General features: G+C 71.4%; 11 protein-coding genes. 2 read left to right on the forward strand and 9 right to left on the reverse strand.

What is annotated here, in order from left to right:
* Positions 1 to 146 precede the first annotated feature (146 nt).
* From ACWC2B_RS22380 to ACWC2B_RS22390, 3 genes are all read right to left on the reverse strand, one after another.
* Positions 147 to 1,475 (reverse strand): N-acetylmuramoyl-L-alanine amidase, encoded by a 1,329-nt coding sequence (locus ACWC2B_RS22380; RefSeq protein WP_450719194.1) that lies wholly within the window; start codon positions 1,473 to 1,475, stop codon positions 147 to 149.
* A gap of 287 nt (positions 1,476 to 1,762) precedes the next feature.
* A complete protein-coding gene (locus ACWC2B_RS22385; protein ID WP_450719196.1) occupies positions 1,763 to 2,263 on the reverse strand; it encodes a hypothetical protein in 501 nt (166 codons plus the stop codon).
* A gap of 153 nt (positions 2,264 to 2,416) precedes the next feature.
* Positions 2,417 to 5,338, reverse strand: coding sequence for an ATP-binding protein (locus tag ACWC2B_RS22390; protein ID WP_450719262.1), 2,922 nt, complete (start codon positions 5,336 to 5,338; stop codon positions 2,417 to 2,419).
* A 270-nt stretch (positions 5,339 to 5,608) separates the two neighbouring features.
* On the opposite strand from ACWC2B_RS22390, the gene ACWC2B_RS22395 reads away from it, so the two are divergent.
* The gene (locus ACWC2B_RS22395; protein WP_450719198.1) at positions 5,609 to 6,670 is read left to right on the forward strand and encodes an isoafricanol synthase; all 1,062 of its coding nucleotides are present in this window, start codon (positions 5,609 to 5,611) and stop codon (positions 6,668 to 6,670) included.
* Between the two features lie 122 nt (positions 6,671 to 6,792).
* On the opposite strand, the gene ACWC2B_RS22400 is transcribed toward ACWC2B_RS22395, so the two are convergent.
* From ACWC2B_RS22400 to ACWC2B_RS22420, 5 genes are all read right to left on the reverse strand, one after another.
* The gene (locus ACWC2B_RS22400) at positions 6,793 to 7,029 is read right to left on the reverse strand and encodes a DUF397 domain-containing protein (protein ID WP_053726879.1); all 237 of its coding nucleotides are present in this window, start codon (positions 7,027 to 7,029) and stop codon (positions 6,793 to 6,795) included.
* A 131-nt stretch (positions 7,030 to 7,160) separates the two neighbouring features.
* Positions 7,161 to 8,327 (reverse strand): thiolase domain-containing protein, encoded by a 1,167-nt coding sequence (locus ACWC2B_RS22405; protein WP_450719200.1) that lies wholly within the window; start codon positions 8,325 to 8,327, stop codon positions 7,161 to 7,163.
* Complete coding sequence (locus tag ACWC2B_RS22410) at positions 8,324 to 9,385, reverse strand: thiolase domain-containing protein (RefSeq protein ID WP_450719202.1); 1,062 nt, start codon at positions 9,383 to 9,385, stop codon at positions 8,324 to 8,326. The genes ACWC2B_RS22405 and ACWC2B_RS22410 overlap by 4 nt, the downstream gene beginning before the upstream one ends.
* Entirely contained in the window at positions 9,385 to 10,344 is a 960-nt protein-coding gene (locus ACWC2B_RS22415; protein WP_450719204.1) for a Zn-ribbon domain-containing OB-fold protein, read from the reverse strand. The genes ACWC2B_RS22410 and ACWC2B_RS22415 overlap by 1 nt, the downstream gene beginning before the upstream one ends.
* Before the next feature lie 305 nt (positions 10,345 to 10,649).
* Positions 10,650 to 11,450 (reverse strand): crotonase/enoyl-CoA hydratase family protein, encoded by an 801-nt coding sequence (locus tag ACWC2B_RS22420; protein ID WP_450719206.1) that lies wholly within the window; start codon positions 11,448 to 11,450, stop codon positions 10,650 to 10,652.
* A 166-nt stretch (positions 11,451 to 11,616) separates the two neighbouring features.
* Here ACWC2B_RS22420 and ACWC2B_RS22425 point away from each other — a divergent pair, with 166 nt between their 5' ends.
* Complete coding sequence (locus tag ACWC2B_RS22425) at positions 11,617 to 13,239, forward strand: acyl-CoA synthetase (protein WP_450719208.1); 1,623 nt, start codon at positions 11,617 to 11,619, stop codon at positions 13,237 to 13,239.
* A gap of 74 nt (positions 13,240 to 13,313) precedes the next feature.
* On the opposite strand, the gene ACWC2B_RS22430 is transcribed toward ACWC2B_RS22425, so the two are convergent.
* Entirely contained in the window at positions 13,314 to 14,840 is a 1,527-nt protein-coding gene (locus ACWC2B_RS22430) for an alpha/beta fold hydrolase (protein ID WP_450719210.1), read from the reverse strand.
* Positions 14,841 to 15,000 lie beyond the last annotated feature (160 nt).

Genomic DNA, 15,000 nt, shown 5'->3' on the forward strand with positions numbered 1-15,000 from the left:
TGCCGACACACTGGGCGCGCAGCGCGCTGTCGTGGCCCCCTGGGTGCATTCATCACGAGTGCACGCCCAGCTGACCCCCGCTCACCAGCGCCGAAGCCTTACTCCGAGCCTCCGAGCCGGGGCCAACCAGATCCGCCGGACAGGCCCTAGCTCACCCGGACGACGTCCACGTCCGAGGCCTTCACGAAGGCGAGCCGGTGGCCGATCTGCACCGTCACGAAGCGGGTGCTGCCGGGGAAGAACGTGTGGTCGTAGGGGAACGACGAGTCGATGGTGGGGGCGTAGTAATAGCCCGCCTGCGTCGGTTCGCCGCCGGGGTAGGACTGGCCGGCCTTGATGGTGTAGCCGAGCGGGACGCTCACGCGCGGCGCCTTGAAGTCCGCCGGGTAGTCGCTCGCGACCGGGTAGGCGGTTCCGTAGACCGGCACATCGGTCAGGCCCGGCTTGGGGCGTACGACGTAGCCGGCGGTCGGGGTGGTGGTGCGGGTGTGCTCGGGGCTCTGGAACCAGGCCTTCTGTCCGTACCACCAGATCGCGGTCCAGCCGGGCTTGCGGTCGGCGACCACGGCCTGCTGGGTGGCGCTGATCTTGCTCCCCCAGTCGTTCGCGCAGTTGGTGCCGGGCTGGCCGGGCGGGTGGAGCCCGGGGTCGGCGAACAGCGGGGCGTCGGTGGAGGGTTCGGTGTGCAGCGGGACCGCGCTGGAGGGCTGCACGGGCAGGTCGATGTTCTTCTCGCAGTCGCGGACGGCCTGGAGGTTCCGCTTGAACTGCGGGTTGATGGTGATCAGTTGGCTGCCGGGGCGGCCGGTGGGCTCGGTGGGTCTGCCGAGCAGGGTCATGAAGTGGTTCCAGTCCCAGTACGGGCCCGGGTCCCAGTGCATGGCCGCGGTGCCGGACTGGGTGGTGGGCGGCACGTTGTCGTGGCCGAGGATGTGCTGGCGGTCCAGCGGGATGTCGTACTTGGCGGCGAGGTAGCGCACCAGGGCCGCCGTCGAGCGGTACATCTCGGGGGTGAACCAGGTGGCGCCCTCGGTGGCGTAGCCCTCCTGCTCGATGCCGATGGACTCGGAGTTGATGTACCAGTTGCCGGCCTGCCAGGCGACGTCCTTGGTCTTCACCATCTGGGTGACGTGGCCGTCGCCGGAGCGCACGACGTAGTGGGCGGAGGCGGCCCGCTTCGGGTCCTGGAAGATCTTCAGGGTGGTGGCGAAGCTTTCCTCGGTGTCGTGCAGGACGATGTACTTGATCTTGTTGGTGTCCGGCCGGTCGGAGAGGTCGTAGTTGCCGTACGCCTCCTTGTTGGCCGGGTCGCCGGTCTGCTGGTAGGCCGCCGGAACCCAGTCGCACTTCAGGACGCGGGGGCATTCGGTGCCGCCCGCGGCCGCGCTCGCCGGGGAGGCGGGGGCCAGGGCGAGGCCAAGGGCGCCGGCCGTCGCGGTCGCGAGCGCGAGTCGGATCCTCTGCTTGGACGTCATGGACAACCCTTCCTGCCGGGAGGTGCCTGGGCTCTCTCGCCGTACGGCGCGTGGGCACGCGCGGACACTGTGTGACCCCGGATGACGGCTCGTCAAGTGCCCCTGGGGTGCCATGACTTGTATCAGCGGCCCAGACCTCTGGCGGGGCGCCTGACCTGCTGGTGTCGCGGCCCGGTCAACAGGCGGTGGCGCAGGACCGGTTCACGGCCGGGGACATGCGGCAGCCCGGCGCCTTGGACGGAAGGTGCCGGGCTGTGGGGCGAAACGCCGGGGTGTCGCTCAGGCTCTCAGCTCTGCTGGAAGAGCTCCGCGGGCAGCGGCTTCAGAAGGGCGTACAGGTCGTCGGTGATCGGCCGGTCCCAGCTGGCGATGGTGACGAGGACGTTGTCGCTGCGGTCGAACTGCACGCAGGAGATGCGGCTTTCGGAGAGCTTGAGGCGGCGCACGATGAGGAGGTTGTCGCCCTGCATGACGGGCATGTCCTCGGTGCTGACGACCTCGATGGGCTCGTCGTTCTCCAGCGCCACGAGCAGCTGGGCGACCTCGAAGGGGACCTGTCCCTCGGCCATCTCGCGGGCCGGGGAGCCCTCCGGCAGATTGCCGATGATCATCGCGGGGCCGCGCCCGCCGAACAGGTCGTAGCGCAGGAAGACACCCTGGCAGCTGCCGTCGGGGGCGGGCAGCAGGCCGGCGCCCAGGTTGCCGGGCCAGTCTCCCGGGTCCATGGCCAAGACATCGAAGTCCGGGCCCGCGGGAGTGGCGGCGCTGCGGCGGCGGAGGAAGGACATGCCGTCAATGGTACGTGCCCGGGGCGGTCCGGCGGAGCCGGGCCCGGGGCCCTGGGCGGGTCGGCGGGCCCGTACGGGCCCGCCGCACGGCGCGGCCCCGGCTCCCCTGCCTACGAGTGGCTCGGGGGCCGGGGCCGTCCGGGGGTGGCCTCCTCAGCGACCGGGTGGCACTCCTCGGATGCCGGTGCCTCGGCTCTGGTGGGGCAGCAGCCCGGACAGGCCGCTGCGGTCGGTGCCGAGCTTGCGGAAGGCGCCGGAGAGCAGGAGCTCCACCGTGCGCTCCTTGGTGCCCAGCTCTTCCGCGATCCGCCGGTTCTCCCAGCCCTGCGCCGCCCGCTCGGCCACCGCCTTCTCCTGCGAAGTGAGCGAGTCGGAGTCGATGGCGCGCAGCTGGAGCGGGCGGAGCCCGGAGGCGGCGAGTTCCTCGCGGGCCCGCGCCGCCAGGGCGTCGGCACCGCAGAGCGCGGCGCTCTCCAGGCCGCGCATGAGCAGGTCGGCGGCGTCCTGGGGCAGCCCGGCGCGACTGAGCATCGCGCCGTGGTCGACCAGGGCCTGGGCCAGCTCGTAAGCGGCCGGGGACTTCTCCAGTTGGCGGACGGCCTCGGCCATCATGGCCAGGCTGTCGGCTCCGGAGGCCACCTTGGCGGCCGCGTGCAGGGCGCGGCCGATGGCGCCGGGGGTGCCGAAGCGGCGCGCGATCTCCACCGCCTCCTGCGCGACGGCGGCGGCCTCGCCGGGATCGGTGTGGGCGATCGTCTGGGCCAGGAGCGGCCGCCACTGGCACCACATGGGGTTGCGCATGCCGCGTGGTTCGAGCCTGCGGCCGACCGCCCGCAACCGTTCCTCGGCGTCGGTGCGCAGCCCCCGGGCGATCAGGAGCTCGCTGTAGACGGTCTCGGAGTCGGGGTAGACGACGGCGTTGGGGACGACCTGGCCGTAGTTGTAGGTGTCGGAGAGTTCCTGAGCCTCCTGGATGCGGCCGCGGGCGATCAGGATCTCGATGAGGATGCCGAGCGCGAACCACTGGGCGGGGACCTGCTGGCCGACCCGGTCGGCGATGCGCAGTCCGCTGTGCACCAGGTCCTCGGCCTCGGCGAGGCGGCCGCGGTGGAACTTGATGTAGCCGAGCAGCGTCAGGCCGAAGGACAGGTGGGCGCCGCGCCAGCCCTTGCGTTCGCAGTCGGCGATGCCCTGGTTGAACAGTTCGTCGGCGCGGCCGGGCTGGTCGCAGTACATGAAGGTGAGCGCGACCAGGACCGGGACCTCGAAGCCCCAGTTGTCGTCGGTCCAGGGCAGGCCGCCCTCCAGGGCCTCCTCGGCGTAGCGCAGGGCGGTCTCGGCGGGCTCGCCGCGCACCATCGCGTCCCAGGCGCGCAGGCCCAGGATGTAGCGCTCGGCCTTGCCGCGTCCGGTGAGGTGCTCGGCGAGCTTGGCCAGGCTGCGTGAGCGGGTCGGCGAGTCCTCCTCGTCGGCGCGGAAGGCGTTCCACTGGAAGGTCTCGGCCTGCATGCGCAGCCGGGTGCGGGCGCTGGTGGAGTGCTTGGCCTCGGCGGCCACGATCGCGGCGGCCTCGGCCATGCGGTCGGTGTGCGCGAGTGCCTGGGCGAGCCGGTAGGTGACGGCTTCGCGCAGTTCCGGGGCGAGTTCGGGCTCTTCGAGGGCCGCCTTGAGGTGGTTGACGGTGGTGGCCGGCTCGTTCAGCAGGGCCGAGCAGCCCAGCTCGAAGAGGACCTCGGCGCGTTCTTCCAGGGCGGGCGGTTCGCGCAGGGCGCGGGCCAGGCAGCGCCTCGCCGCGTCGGGTGCGCCGGCCCGCAGGTAGTCGCGGGCGGCGGCGCGCAGTTGCCGCACCGCCCACCGGTCGTTCTCGGGGTGCATCTCCAGGATGTGGCGGGCCGCGGCGGTCGGGCCGAGTCCGGCCTCGCTGACGGCGAAGGCGGCCTGCCCGTGCATCGCGACGCGCATGGCCGCCGGGATGGCCCGGTAGACGGCGGTGCCGACGAGCGGGTGGAAGAAGTCGAGCCGGCTGGGGCCGTCCTGCGGGGCGGCGAGGATGCGGGCCTCGCGCAGCTTGTCGACGGCGTCGGCCAGTTCCTCGGCGCCGACTCCGGCGACCCCTGCCGCCATTTCGCGGTCGGCCTCGGTGCCGAGCACGGCGACGGCCCAGGTGAGCCGCACCGCGGACGGGCCGAGCCGTTCGAGGCGCTCGATGAGGCCGCTGCCGCGTACGGCGGAGGCCAACTCGCGCAGTTCGGTGGCGTTGGCGTACTGCGGTTTGATGCCGCGGTCGCGGATCCTCGCGACGAGTTCGACGGCTTCGTAGGGGTTGCCCGCGGTCAGGGCCCAGCACTCGCGCGCGAACAGTTCGTCGCCGCCCTCGCCGAGCACGTCGCGCAGCAGGTCGCCGACGGCTGCCGGGGTGAACGGCGTGAGGTCCAGCGGGCGCGAGCCGTGCCGCATGGCGAGCCGGCGGAACTCGGCGGCGTGGCGCGGCAGTTCTTCGGGCCGGTAGGCGACGACGATCAGGAGCGGCAGGTCGCTGGCGCGCAGCGCGAACGAGGTCAGCCAGGCCAGCGTCTCCTCGTCCGCCCAGTGCGCGTCGTCCACCACCAGCACGACCGGCGAGTACTGGACGGCGAAGCGGGTGACGAGCCAGTCCAGGCCGTCCCGGACGCCCTGCGGGTCGGGTGCGACGCCGCTCTGTCCCGCGACCAGGCCGACCGCGGGCGCGACGATGTCGTACCAACTCCCCAGTATCTTGCGGTGCTCGTCCTCACTGGACGCGGCGAGCACCGGCTGCACGAGCTGGCGTACGACGTGGAAGGCCACGCCTTCTTCCTGCTCGCTGCCGCGGGCGGCCAGCAGGGTGCAGCCGCGGGCCGTGGCTTTGCGGCGCACTTCAGCCACCAGTGTGGTCTTGCCCAGGCCGGCCGTTCCGGCGATGGCGAGCAGGCCGCCGTTGGGCGCGCTCCCTTCGCCCGCGCGGCCGCACAGGTCGTTCAACATGCCGTCGAACAGCAGCAGTTCTTCGTCGCGCTCGAAAAGCATCCGGCGCGGAACTCCGCCCCGGCCCCTCATCTCCGCCACAGCGGTCCCCTTCTGGCAGTAGCACCGAGCCTACGCCCCGGACACGTACCGTGACATGAATAACCGACTTCCGTCTCCTCGTTCCGCCTTTAAGTTGGCTCAATCCATGGACGGTTGGGATCGGACTGTCAATGCGGGGCGCCAAGTGCCGTCCTGCACGCCCCCTGTGCGCTGACGGGCTCCGGCGTGATGCGACTTCTCCCCGGCCTTTGCCGCGTTAATGATTGAACGACGTACGGAGCACTAAGGAGGCGGTGCCGCATGGGCAGTACTGGCAGAGTCCGGTCGGCCCGGACACGGACCGGTCTCGTCGACATCCCTTTCCCTCCTCGCCGCCATCCCCGGCACGACCTCGCCCGGAAGCACACGCTGGACTGGCTGCACCAGTTCGGCATGCTGGCGGGCGAGCAGGCGACGGCCGAGTACGACGCGATGGGTCTTGAACGCCTGATGGCGTACTTCTATCCGGATGCCTCGGACGCGCATCTCGCTCTGGCCACCGACCTCAATGCCTGGTTCTTCGTCTTCGACGACCAGTTCGACGGGCCGCTCGGGAAGCGTCCCGACGTGGTGCTGCGCCAGATCGACACGGTGCTCCGCACCATGGGCGACGAGCTGCCGGTGCCGGGCGAGGCGTCGAACCGGCTGGCCGAAAGCTTCCGCGATCTGTGGCAGCGGGTTACCGCCGGCACCCCCTTGCTGTGGCAGGACCGCTTCCGCGCCCACTGGCGGGAGTATCTGACGGCCTACCACTGGGAGGCCCTCAACCGGATGCGCAACGGCACGCTCTCGCTGCCAGGATTCCTGCGTGGCCGACGGGACTCCATAGGCGTGCAGCCCTGCTTGGACCTGGTGGAGCGCTGCGGCGGCTACACGCTGCCCAGGGAAATACACGAGGGGGAGCCGCTGGCCGAGATGCGGGAGATCACGGCCGATGTGGTGATCTTCGTCAACGACATGGTGTCCGTGGACAAGGAGTTGGCCGCGGGGGACGTCAACAACAGCGTCATCATTCTGCTCCGGCAGGAGATGTGCACCGTGGACCAGGCGGTGCGCCGGGTGGCCGCGACGGCCAACGCGCGCATCGCCCGCTTCCAGGACCTGACCGCCGAGCTCGACGCCCGGCTCGACAAGACCGCCCTGCCCGAGCGGGCGCGGGCTCAGGTGAACGACTACGTCGACGGCATGCGCGCCCTGATGAGCGGCAATCTGGCCTGGTCCCGGGAGACCGCCCGGTACGGCGAGGCGGGCATCGCCGCCGTCAGCGAGGGCCGGCAGCGGCCCTGGGCCCAGTTGTTCCCCGAGCAGGCCGCCGAGGGGTGAGGGGTGCGCGCGGCCGGCCGTCGCCCGCCAAGGACGACGATCGACCGCGCGCACCGCTCCGCTACGGGATCACCGGGGTCCGGAATCTCCGTGCCAGGAGAACCTCCAGATGAGCAGGGCCCCTAGGTGAGGTCGAATTCCCCGTCCCGGGCGTTGATCACGAAGGCCCGCCATTCGGCGGGGCTGAAGATCAGCGACGGGCTGCCCGGGCTGCCGCTGTTGCGCATCGCGATGAAGCCCTCGACGAAGGCGATCTGGACGTCCCCCGCCCCCTGACTGCTCGACTGCCACTCGGCCTTGCTGAGATCGAGCTCCGGCTTGTCCCAGCCGGAACGGGTGTGCCCCGCAAGGGCCTGCAAGGTGTGCTGGGTGGTGGTGTCCACGTCCGTGCTCCTCCCCGGTTCTGTCGTCCGGGGCCAGACTAGCGATCGCCCGCTGTGACGGACAGGCCACGGAAGGAGTACCCAGGCCCGCCCGTCGCGTACAGCTCTCAGCGGGTGGGCGGTTCGGCGCCGACGAGCCACATCGAGAAGAACTGGGAGCCGCCGCCGTAGGCGTGGCCGAGCGCCTTGCGGGCCCCCTCCACCTGGTGTTCGCCCGCCTGGCCGCGCACCTGGAGGGCCGCCTCCGCGAAGCGGATCATGCCCGAGGCGCCGATGGGGTTGGTGGACAGGACGCCGCCCGACGGGTTGACGGGCAGGTCGCCGTCGAGTTCCGTGACGCCGGCCTCGGTGAGCTTCCAGCCTTCGCCCTCGGCGGCGAAGCCCAGGTTCTCCAGCCACATCGGCTCGTACCAGGAGAACGGCACGTACATCTCGACGGCGTCGATCTCGCGGCGCGGGTCGGCGATGCCTGCCTGCCGGTAGACGTCGGCCGCGCAGTCCTTGCCCGCCTGGGGCGACACGAAGTCCTTGCCCGCGAACAGGGTGGGCTCGCTGCGCATCGCGCCGCCGTGCACCCAGGCCGCCGGACGGGGCGAACGGGCCGCGCCCGCACGGTCGGTGAGGATCATCGCGCAGGCCCCGTCGGAGGACGGGCAGGTCTCGGAGTAGCGGATCGGGTCCCACAGCATGGGCGATGCCTGGACCTTCTCCAGGGTGATGTCGTGCTCGTGGAGGTGCGCGTACGGGTTCTTCAGCGCGTTGCGCCGGTCCTTGTACGCGACGAGGGATCCCACCGTGTCGGGCGCGCCGGTGCGCCGCATGTAGGCCCGTACGTGCGGCGCGAAGAAGCCGCCGGCCCCGGCGAGCAGCGGCTGGGTGAAGGGCACGGGCAGGGACAGGCCCCACATGGCGTTGGACTCGGACTGCTTCTCGAAGGCGAGGGTGAGCACGGTCGTGTGCACGCGGGCGGCGACCAGGTTGGAGGCCACGAGCGCGGTCGATCCGCCGACCGAGCCAGCCGTGTGCACCCGCAGCATGGGCTTGCCCACCGCGCCGAGCGCGTCGGCGAGGTAAAGCTCCGGCATCATCACGCCCTCGAAGAAGTCGGGCGCCTTGCCGATGACGACGGCGTCGATGTCGGACCAGCTCAACTCGGCGTCATTCAGGGCCTGTTGGGCGGCCTCGCGGACGAGTCCGGCGATCGAGACGTCGTGCCGGGCGGCCACGTGCCTGGTCTGGCCGATCCCGACGACGGCCACGGGTTCCTTGCTCATGACTCCCCCTCCAGGACGGCGACCAAGTTCTGCTGCAGGCAGGGGCCGGACGTGGCGTGCGCGAGGGCCCGGTCGGATTCGCCGCGGTGGATCCGGGCGGCGGCCTCGCCGAGCCGGACAAGACCCGCGGCCATCACGGGGTTCGCGGCGAGCGCGCCCCCGGACGGGTTGACGGTGACGCCGTCGCCGAGCCGGAGCGCCTTGCGCAGGACGACCTCCTGCGAGGTGAAGGGCGCGTGCAACTCGGCGGTGTCGACGGGCCGTTCGAAGACTCCGGCCCGTTCGGCGGCGAGCCGTGTGGACGGTGAGTCGGTGAGGTCGCGCACTCCGAGGCTGTGCGCCTCGATGCGGTGGTCCATGCCCCGGATCCAGGCGGGCCGAGCACACAGCTCACGAGCCCGCTCCCCCGCGGCGAGGATCACGGCGGCCGCGCCGTCCCCGACGGGCGGGCAGTCCCCGGTCCGCAGCGGCCGCACCACATACTCCCCCTGCGGCCGCGAACCCCTTACCTGTGCATGGGAGTTGGAGGAAGCGGCATCACGACTGCGGGCGGCGACAGCGGCGAGCGCCGGCTCGTCCGTATCTCCCCCATCGATGAGGGCCTGGGCCTGGAGGGCGGCGAGGGAGACCGAGTCGGGCCAGAGCGGCGCCACGTAGTAGGGGTCGAGTTGCCGGGTCAGTACGTCGCGCACCTCGCCGGGCGAGGACTTGCCGTACCCGTAGACGAGCGCGGTGTCGGCCTCCCCGGTGAGGATCTTCACCCAGGCCTCGTAGAGCGCCCAGGCGCCGTCCATCTCCACGTGGGACTCGGAGATCGGCGGCCAGGCGCCGACCCCGTCGAGCGCCATGGTGAACGAGAAGGCGCGCCCGGCGAGATAGTCGCTCGATCCGGAGCAGGTGAAGCCGATGTCGCTGGTCTTGAGACCGGTCGCGTCAAGCACCTGGTGCAGCACCGGCATGAGCAGCTCGACCTCGGACGACTCGTCCGTGCGCCGCCGATGGTCGCTCTGCGCGAACGCGACGATCGCCACGTCCCGGACGGGAGAGGTGGGCGCCATCAGATCAGCTCCTTGTACGTCTCGTAGTCCGCGTCGGGTTCACCGGTGGGCCGGTAGTGATCGGGATAGCGCCCGCCCTCGCTCCACACGGGCTCGACCCGCAGCCCCATCCGCACCTGGTCGTACGGAATGCCGCCGATCCGCCCGTGCAGCGCGAGCCCGGCTCCGTCCAGCGCGATGTGCGCGTAGACGTACGGCACTTCGATATCAAGATTGCGCGCCTTGATGTTGACGATGCAGTACGTGGTGACGGTCCCGGCGGGCCCGACCTCGACCCGCTCCTCGGTGGCCACCCCGCAGGTGGGGCAGGCGCCCCGCGGCGGGACGTACACCTTCCGGCAGGACGGGCAGCGCTCGCCGACGGTCTTCCGGTCGGACAGCGCGTTGATGTAGGCGGACTGGGCGCGGCCGGGACTGTAGGTGTAGTCGAGCCGGGCGGGCGCGACGATCCCGGTGACGAGATCGACGAACTCACCACTGTGAGACGGGAGTTGCTGACTCCCCTCACCCCCGTACGGTTCGAAGCACGCGATGTCGGTGATGGCACCGGTACGCTCCTCGGCCCACCGGATCCGGACCCGCATCCCGGTACGGACAGAGTCGGGCCCGGGGGCGTCGAGAGCGTGCAGCAGGGCGGTGTCGGCCCCGTCCAGCTTCACGAGCACCCAGGCGAAGGGCCGGTCGAGGGGCTGGTCGCGGCGGGGGGTCGGGTTCCAGGCCCAGGTGGTGACGGTCCCGGTGGGCGCGACCTCGACGAGCTCGCGGATCTCCTCGGCGGTGACGGGGTCGTACTCGACGGGCGGCACGAGCACGCGCCCGTCCCCGCCCCGCACCCCGAGCACGATCCGCTCGCGCAGCCCGGTGAGAAAGGCACTCTGGACGGGCCCGAGGGAGCGGGTGAAGGGAAACTCGACGACGAGGGGGGCGCGCAACACGTCGGGCGCAGCAGAACCTGTCATGGCTGAACTCCTTTGATCCTGGACAACTGTCAGCCCTTCCGGCGTTTGAGATCCTGAGCCACTGTCAGGCCGTCCGGCGCTTGAGATCCTGAGCCACTCTCAGCCCGTCCGGCGTTTGAGGACGAGCGCCCTCAAGGCGCGAACGGGGTCCGGGGCAGAGCCCCGAAAGCGGGGTGCAGGGGGCGCAGCCCCCGCCCGGGGTCCGGGGCGGAGCCCCGGGAGCCCGCCCTTCCCCCCTTGACCTGCCGGAGGCCACGCGGCGGAGCCGCAGAGTGTCACAGCGGGAAGGGGCGGGGTGGGGAAACTCAAGTCCGCCGATACACCGGCGCCCGCTTCTCCGCAAACGCCCGAGCCCCCTCCTTCGCATCGGCCGTGGCGAAGATCGGCCACCCCCGCTCCAGCTCAGCCGCAAGCCCGTCCACCTCACTCATGGACGCCGTGTCGTAGACACACGCCTTGACCGCCTCGACCGCCAACGGCCCACAGGCATTGATCTGCGCAGCGATCGAAAGCGCCACGTCCAGCGCCGTGCCGTCCGGCACGACCCGGCCGATCAGCCCGATCCGAGCCGCCTCCTCCGCCCCGTACGGCCGCCCCGTGAGCAGCATCTCCAGCGCGTGCGTCCGCGGGATCTGCCGCTGGAGGCGGACGGTGGAGCCTCCGATGGGGAAGAGCCCGCGCTTCACCTCGAAGAGCCCGAACGTCGCCCCGGCCCCGGCGACCCGGATGTCCGTGCCCTGGAGGATCTCGGTGCCGCCGGCCACGCAGTACCCCTCGACCGCCGCGATCACGGGCTTGCGGGGCCGGTGGTGCCGCAGCATCGCCTTCCAGTGCAGATCGGGGTCGGCCTTGAGCCGGTCCCGGTACTGGTCGCCCTCCATGCCCTGGCCCGCGAGGGCCTTGAGGTCCATGCCGGCGCAGAAGTCGCCGCCCGCGCCGGTGAGGACGACCGAGCGGATCGAGTCGTCCGCGTCGGCCTCCAGCCAGCCGTCGTACAGCCCCACCAGCAGCGGCAGCGAGAGCGCGTTCTTCGCCTCCGGCCGGTTCAAGGTGAGCACCAGTGTGGCGCCCTCGCGCTGCACGGTGAGGTGTTCCGTACCGCCCATTGCCGTCCTCCCGTCTCAAGACCTAGAACAGGTTGCAGTAGGGGCGGTGCCAGTTCAATAGTTTTCTGACAGTCAGTCAGATTTCTTCTGCGGCACCTCTTCCCAGTTGTGCACGGCTTTGCTCTGATGACCCCCGAGTCAGTCGGGGCCGGTGTCAGGAGGAATGGTGGAGTACAACCTTGCCGACCTGTTCGAGTCCGTCGTCGACGTGGTCCCGGACCGCGAGGCACTCGTGTACATCGACCATCCCGGAACGGGCGCCGAGCGCAGGCTGACGTACCGCCAGCTGGATGCGGCGGCGAACCGGCTCGCGCACCATCTGATCGAGGCGGGCCTCAGGCCCGGTGAGCACCTGGGTCTGCACCTCTACAACGGCGTCGAGTACCTCCAGACGGTGCTCGCCGCTCTCAAGGCGCGCCTGGTCCCGGTCAACGTCAACTACCGTTACGTGGAAGAGGAGTTGGTCTACCTCTACCGGGACGCCGACCTCGCGGCGCTGGTCTTCGACACCGAGTTCGCGGAGCGGGTGGCTGGGGCGCTTCCGCGGACGGAGAAGCTGCGGCACCTGGTCCGCGTCGGCCCGGTCCGGGACGGCGCACCGGGCCTCGCCGCGGTCGCGTTCACCGACGCCGAGGCCGCCGGCTCCCCCGAGCGGGGCTTCGGGCCGCGCTCCGCCGACGACCTTTTCATCATCTACACCGGCGGCACCACGGGCATGCCCAAGGGGGTGATGTGGCGTCAGGAGGACCTGTTCTTCGCGGGGTTGTTCGGTGGCGAGCCGGCGGGCGAGCCGGTGAAGCGGCCCGAGGAACTGGCGGAGCGGGTCGCGAAGAGCGGCGAGGGACTGACCTTCTTCCCCGCCCCTCCCCTCATGCACGGCACCTCGACGCTGACGTCGTTCGTCGCCTTCAACTACGGCCAGAAGGTGGCCATCCACCGCAAGTACGTGCCCGAAGAGGTGCTCCGCACGATCGAGAAGGAGAAGGTCACCAGCGTGTCCCTGGTGGGCGACGCGATGCTGAGGCCCCTGGTCGACGCGCTGCGAGGCCCGCTCAAGGACACGGACCTGTCCTCCCTGTTCACCGTCTCCTCATCGGGGGCGATCATGTCGGAGACGGTGCGCGACCAGTTCCAGGCGCTCGTCCCGAACGTACTGATCCTGAACAACTTCGGCTCGTCCGAGTCCGGTTCCAACGGCCGGGCGACCGACGACTCGGGCCCGGAGAGGGGCTTCCGCCTGGAGGTCAACGAGCGTACGCAGGTGGTGGATCCGGTGACGCACGAGCCGGTCGCGGTCGGCGAACCGGGGCGGCTCGCCCAGCGCGGGCACGTTCCGCTCGGCTACTACAACGACGCGGCGAAAACCGCGGAGACCTTCTTCCAGAAGGGCACGGAGCGGTGGGTGCTGCTCGGCGACATGGCGACCGTCGACGAGGACGGCATCGTCACGGTCCTCGGGCGCGGCTCGCAGTGCATCAACACGGGCGGCGAGAAGGTCTACCCGGAGGAGGTCGAGCAGGCCCTCAAGTCGCATCCGGACGTGTACGACGCGCTGGTGGCCGGGGTGCCCGACGCGAAGTGGGGCAGCCATGTGGCGGCGGTGGTGCAGGTCCGCGACGGTGCGGCCGAGCCCACGCTCGAAGCGATCCAGACCCACTGCCGCACCCGCCTCGCGGGCTACAAGGTGCCGCGCCAGCTCGTGATCGCCCCCAGCATCCAGCGCTCCCCCAGCGGCAAGGCGGACTACCGCTGGGCCCGGACGGTGGCGGCGGAGGCGGACGCCGGCTGACGAGGCGGACGTCGGCGGAGACGGCGACGTCAACGGAGAAGGCGGACGTCGGCGGAGACTGCGTGTCGCTCCGCTCACGCGATGCCGAACTCGCCGAGCGCGTCCAGGAATTCGGCGGGGCGATCGTTGTGCACCAGGTGGCCCGCTTCGATGGTGACGAGTCGGGCGTCCGGTATCCGCGAGGCCATCCAGGCCAGCTTCTTCTGGTCGATCTCGCTTGCCGGGCCGCCCGCGACGACGAGCGTGGGCACCGAGATGGCGGCGAACCGGCCGCGCCAGGACGGATCGGGGTCGTTCAGCTGGGCGTTGGTGGCCGGGACGACGGGCCAGTCGAAGCCGAGCCGCCCTTCGGGGCGTTCGACGTGCCCGCGCGGCGGGTCCAGGGGAAAGAACGGCGGGCTCTCCTCCAGGACGAGGCGGCCGATCAGACCCGGCTCGTCCTCGGCGAGCAGGGCTGCGGCCGCGCCGCCCATCGAGTGCCCGACCACGTCGGCGCCGACGAGGCCGAGCGCCGTCAGAAAGCCCCGCAGATCGTCGCGGAACGCCTCGAAGGAGTAGTCGCCCGGCCAGTCGCTCAGGCCGTGGCCCCGCAGGTCGACGGCGTACACCCGGCGGGTGGCCGCGAGTCGCCCGGCGATCTCGGCCCAGTCACGGCTGTCGCCGCCCCGGCCGTGCACGAGGACCACGGGCGGCGCGGACTCGGCGCCCCGGACACGGTGGGCGAGCCGGACGCCGCCGACGGTGACCGTGCGCACGTCCGGGTCGAGGAAGGCGGCGACGGTACGGGTGAAGGCACCGGCGTCGTCGACCCACGGGTAGTGTCCGGCGCCGCGCTGGACGACGAGCTCGGCGTTCGGGAAGAGCCCGGCCAGCTCGGCGGCGCGGGCGGGCGTCGGCCCGCCGTCGTACTCGCCGGCGAGGACCAGCACAGGCGCGGTCAGCCCCGCGAGCGCCGCGGTGGTGGCCGCCGGGTCGAAAGCGCCGTCCGCGTAGTAGGCGTCCGCCGCACCCCGGTTCCTCGCGGTCCGGGTGACGGCCTCGTGCCGCTGGGCCGTCGCGTCCCAACGCCCGTACGCGAACGGCGTGATGGCGTCCCGCACCTCGTCCCAGGCCGCCTCCCCCGCCCACGTCCGCTCGAAGGCCGCGCAGCCCTCCGCGTACCAAGGTTCGCCCGTGCGCAGGGCGACGGCCGCACGCCAGTCGTCCTCGGTCACGTCGATGCCCACGGCGCGGATGCCGGGCGCGACCAGGGTGAGCGAGCCGACGCGGTCCGGGTGGCGGGCCGCGTACAGCAGTGCAAGGTTGCCGGAGGCCGAGTGGCCGAGCAGATCGATCCGGTCGAGGCCGAGGTGTACGCGCAGTGCCTCGACATCGGCCACCTGACGGTCGCAGCGGTACGACGCCGGGTCCTCGGGTATCGCCGAGTCCCCCGTCCCCCGTGGATCCAGCAGCACCAACCGGCGGTGCGTGGAGAGGCCGCCCAGGTCACCGAGGTAGGAGGCGGCGCCCATCGGTCCACCCGGGAGGCAGACGAGGGACGGGCCCTGACCGGTGAGCCGGTAGGCGAGCTCGGTTCCGTCGTGGCTGGTGAAGGTCGGCATGCGGCCGATCCTCACAGGGGCTCGACGATCATGGCAATGGGTTTCGCCGACAGCGCGACCCGACAGCGCGAACGGCCGCCCGTCGAGTTGTCCACAGCCCTTGACGCACCCCTCGGGTGGCTGAATTACTGATCCGAGAAGAGCGACCGAATGATCGGTC

The sequence above is a fragment of the Streptomyces sp. NPDC001415 genome (genome assembly GCF_053597395.1).

Coding starts and splice junctions, on each gene's coding strand:
- ACWC2B_RS22380 (WP_450719194.1), bottom strand. CDS start 1,475: ATGACGTCCAAGCAGAGGATCCGACTCGCGCTCGCGACCGCGACGGCC.
- ACWC2B_RS22385 (WP_450719196.1), bottom strand. CDS start 2,263: ATGTCCTTCCTCCGCCGCCGCAGCGCCGCCACTCCCGCGGGCCCGGAC.
- ACWC2B_RS22390 (WP_450719262.1), bottom strand. CDS start 5,338: ATGAGGGGCCGGGGCGGAGTTCCGCGCCGGATGCTTTTCGAGCGCGAC.
- ACWC2B_RS22395 (WP_450719198.1), top strand. CDS start 5,609: ATGGGCAGTACTGGCAGAGTCCGGTCGGCCCGGACACGGACCGGTCTC.
- ACWC2B_RS22405 (WP_450719200.1), bottom strand. CDS start 8,327: ATGAGCAAGGAACCCGTGGCCGTCGTCGGGATCGGCCAGACCAGGCAC.
- ACWC2B_RS22410 (WP_450719202.1), bottom strand. CDS start 9,385: ATGGCGCCCACCTCTCCCGTCCGGGACGTGGCGATCGTCGCGTTCGCG.
- ACWC2B_RS22415 (WP_450719204.1), bottom strand. CDS start 10,344: ATGACAGGTTCTGCTGCGCCCGACGTGTTGCGCGCCCCCCTCGTCGTC.
- ACWC2B_RS22420 (WP_450719206.1), bottom strand. CDS start 11,450: ATGGGCGGTACGGAACACCTCACCGTGCAGCGCGAGGGCGCCACACTG.
- ACWC2B_RS22430 (WP_450719210.1), bottom strand. CDS start 14,840: ATGCCGACCTTCACCAGCCACGACGGAACCGAGCTCGCCTACCGGCTC.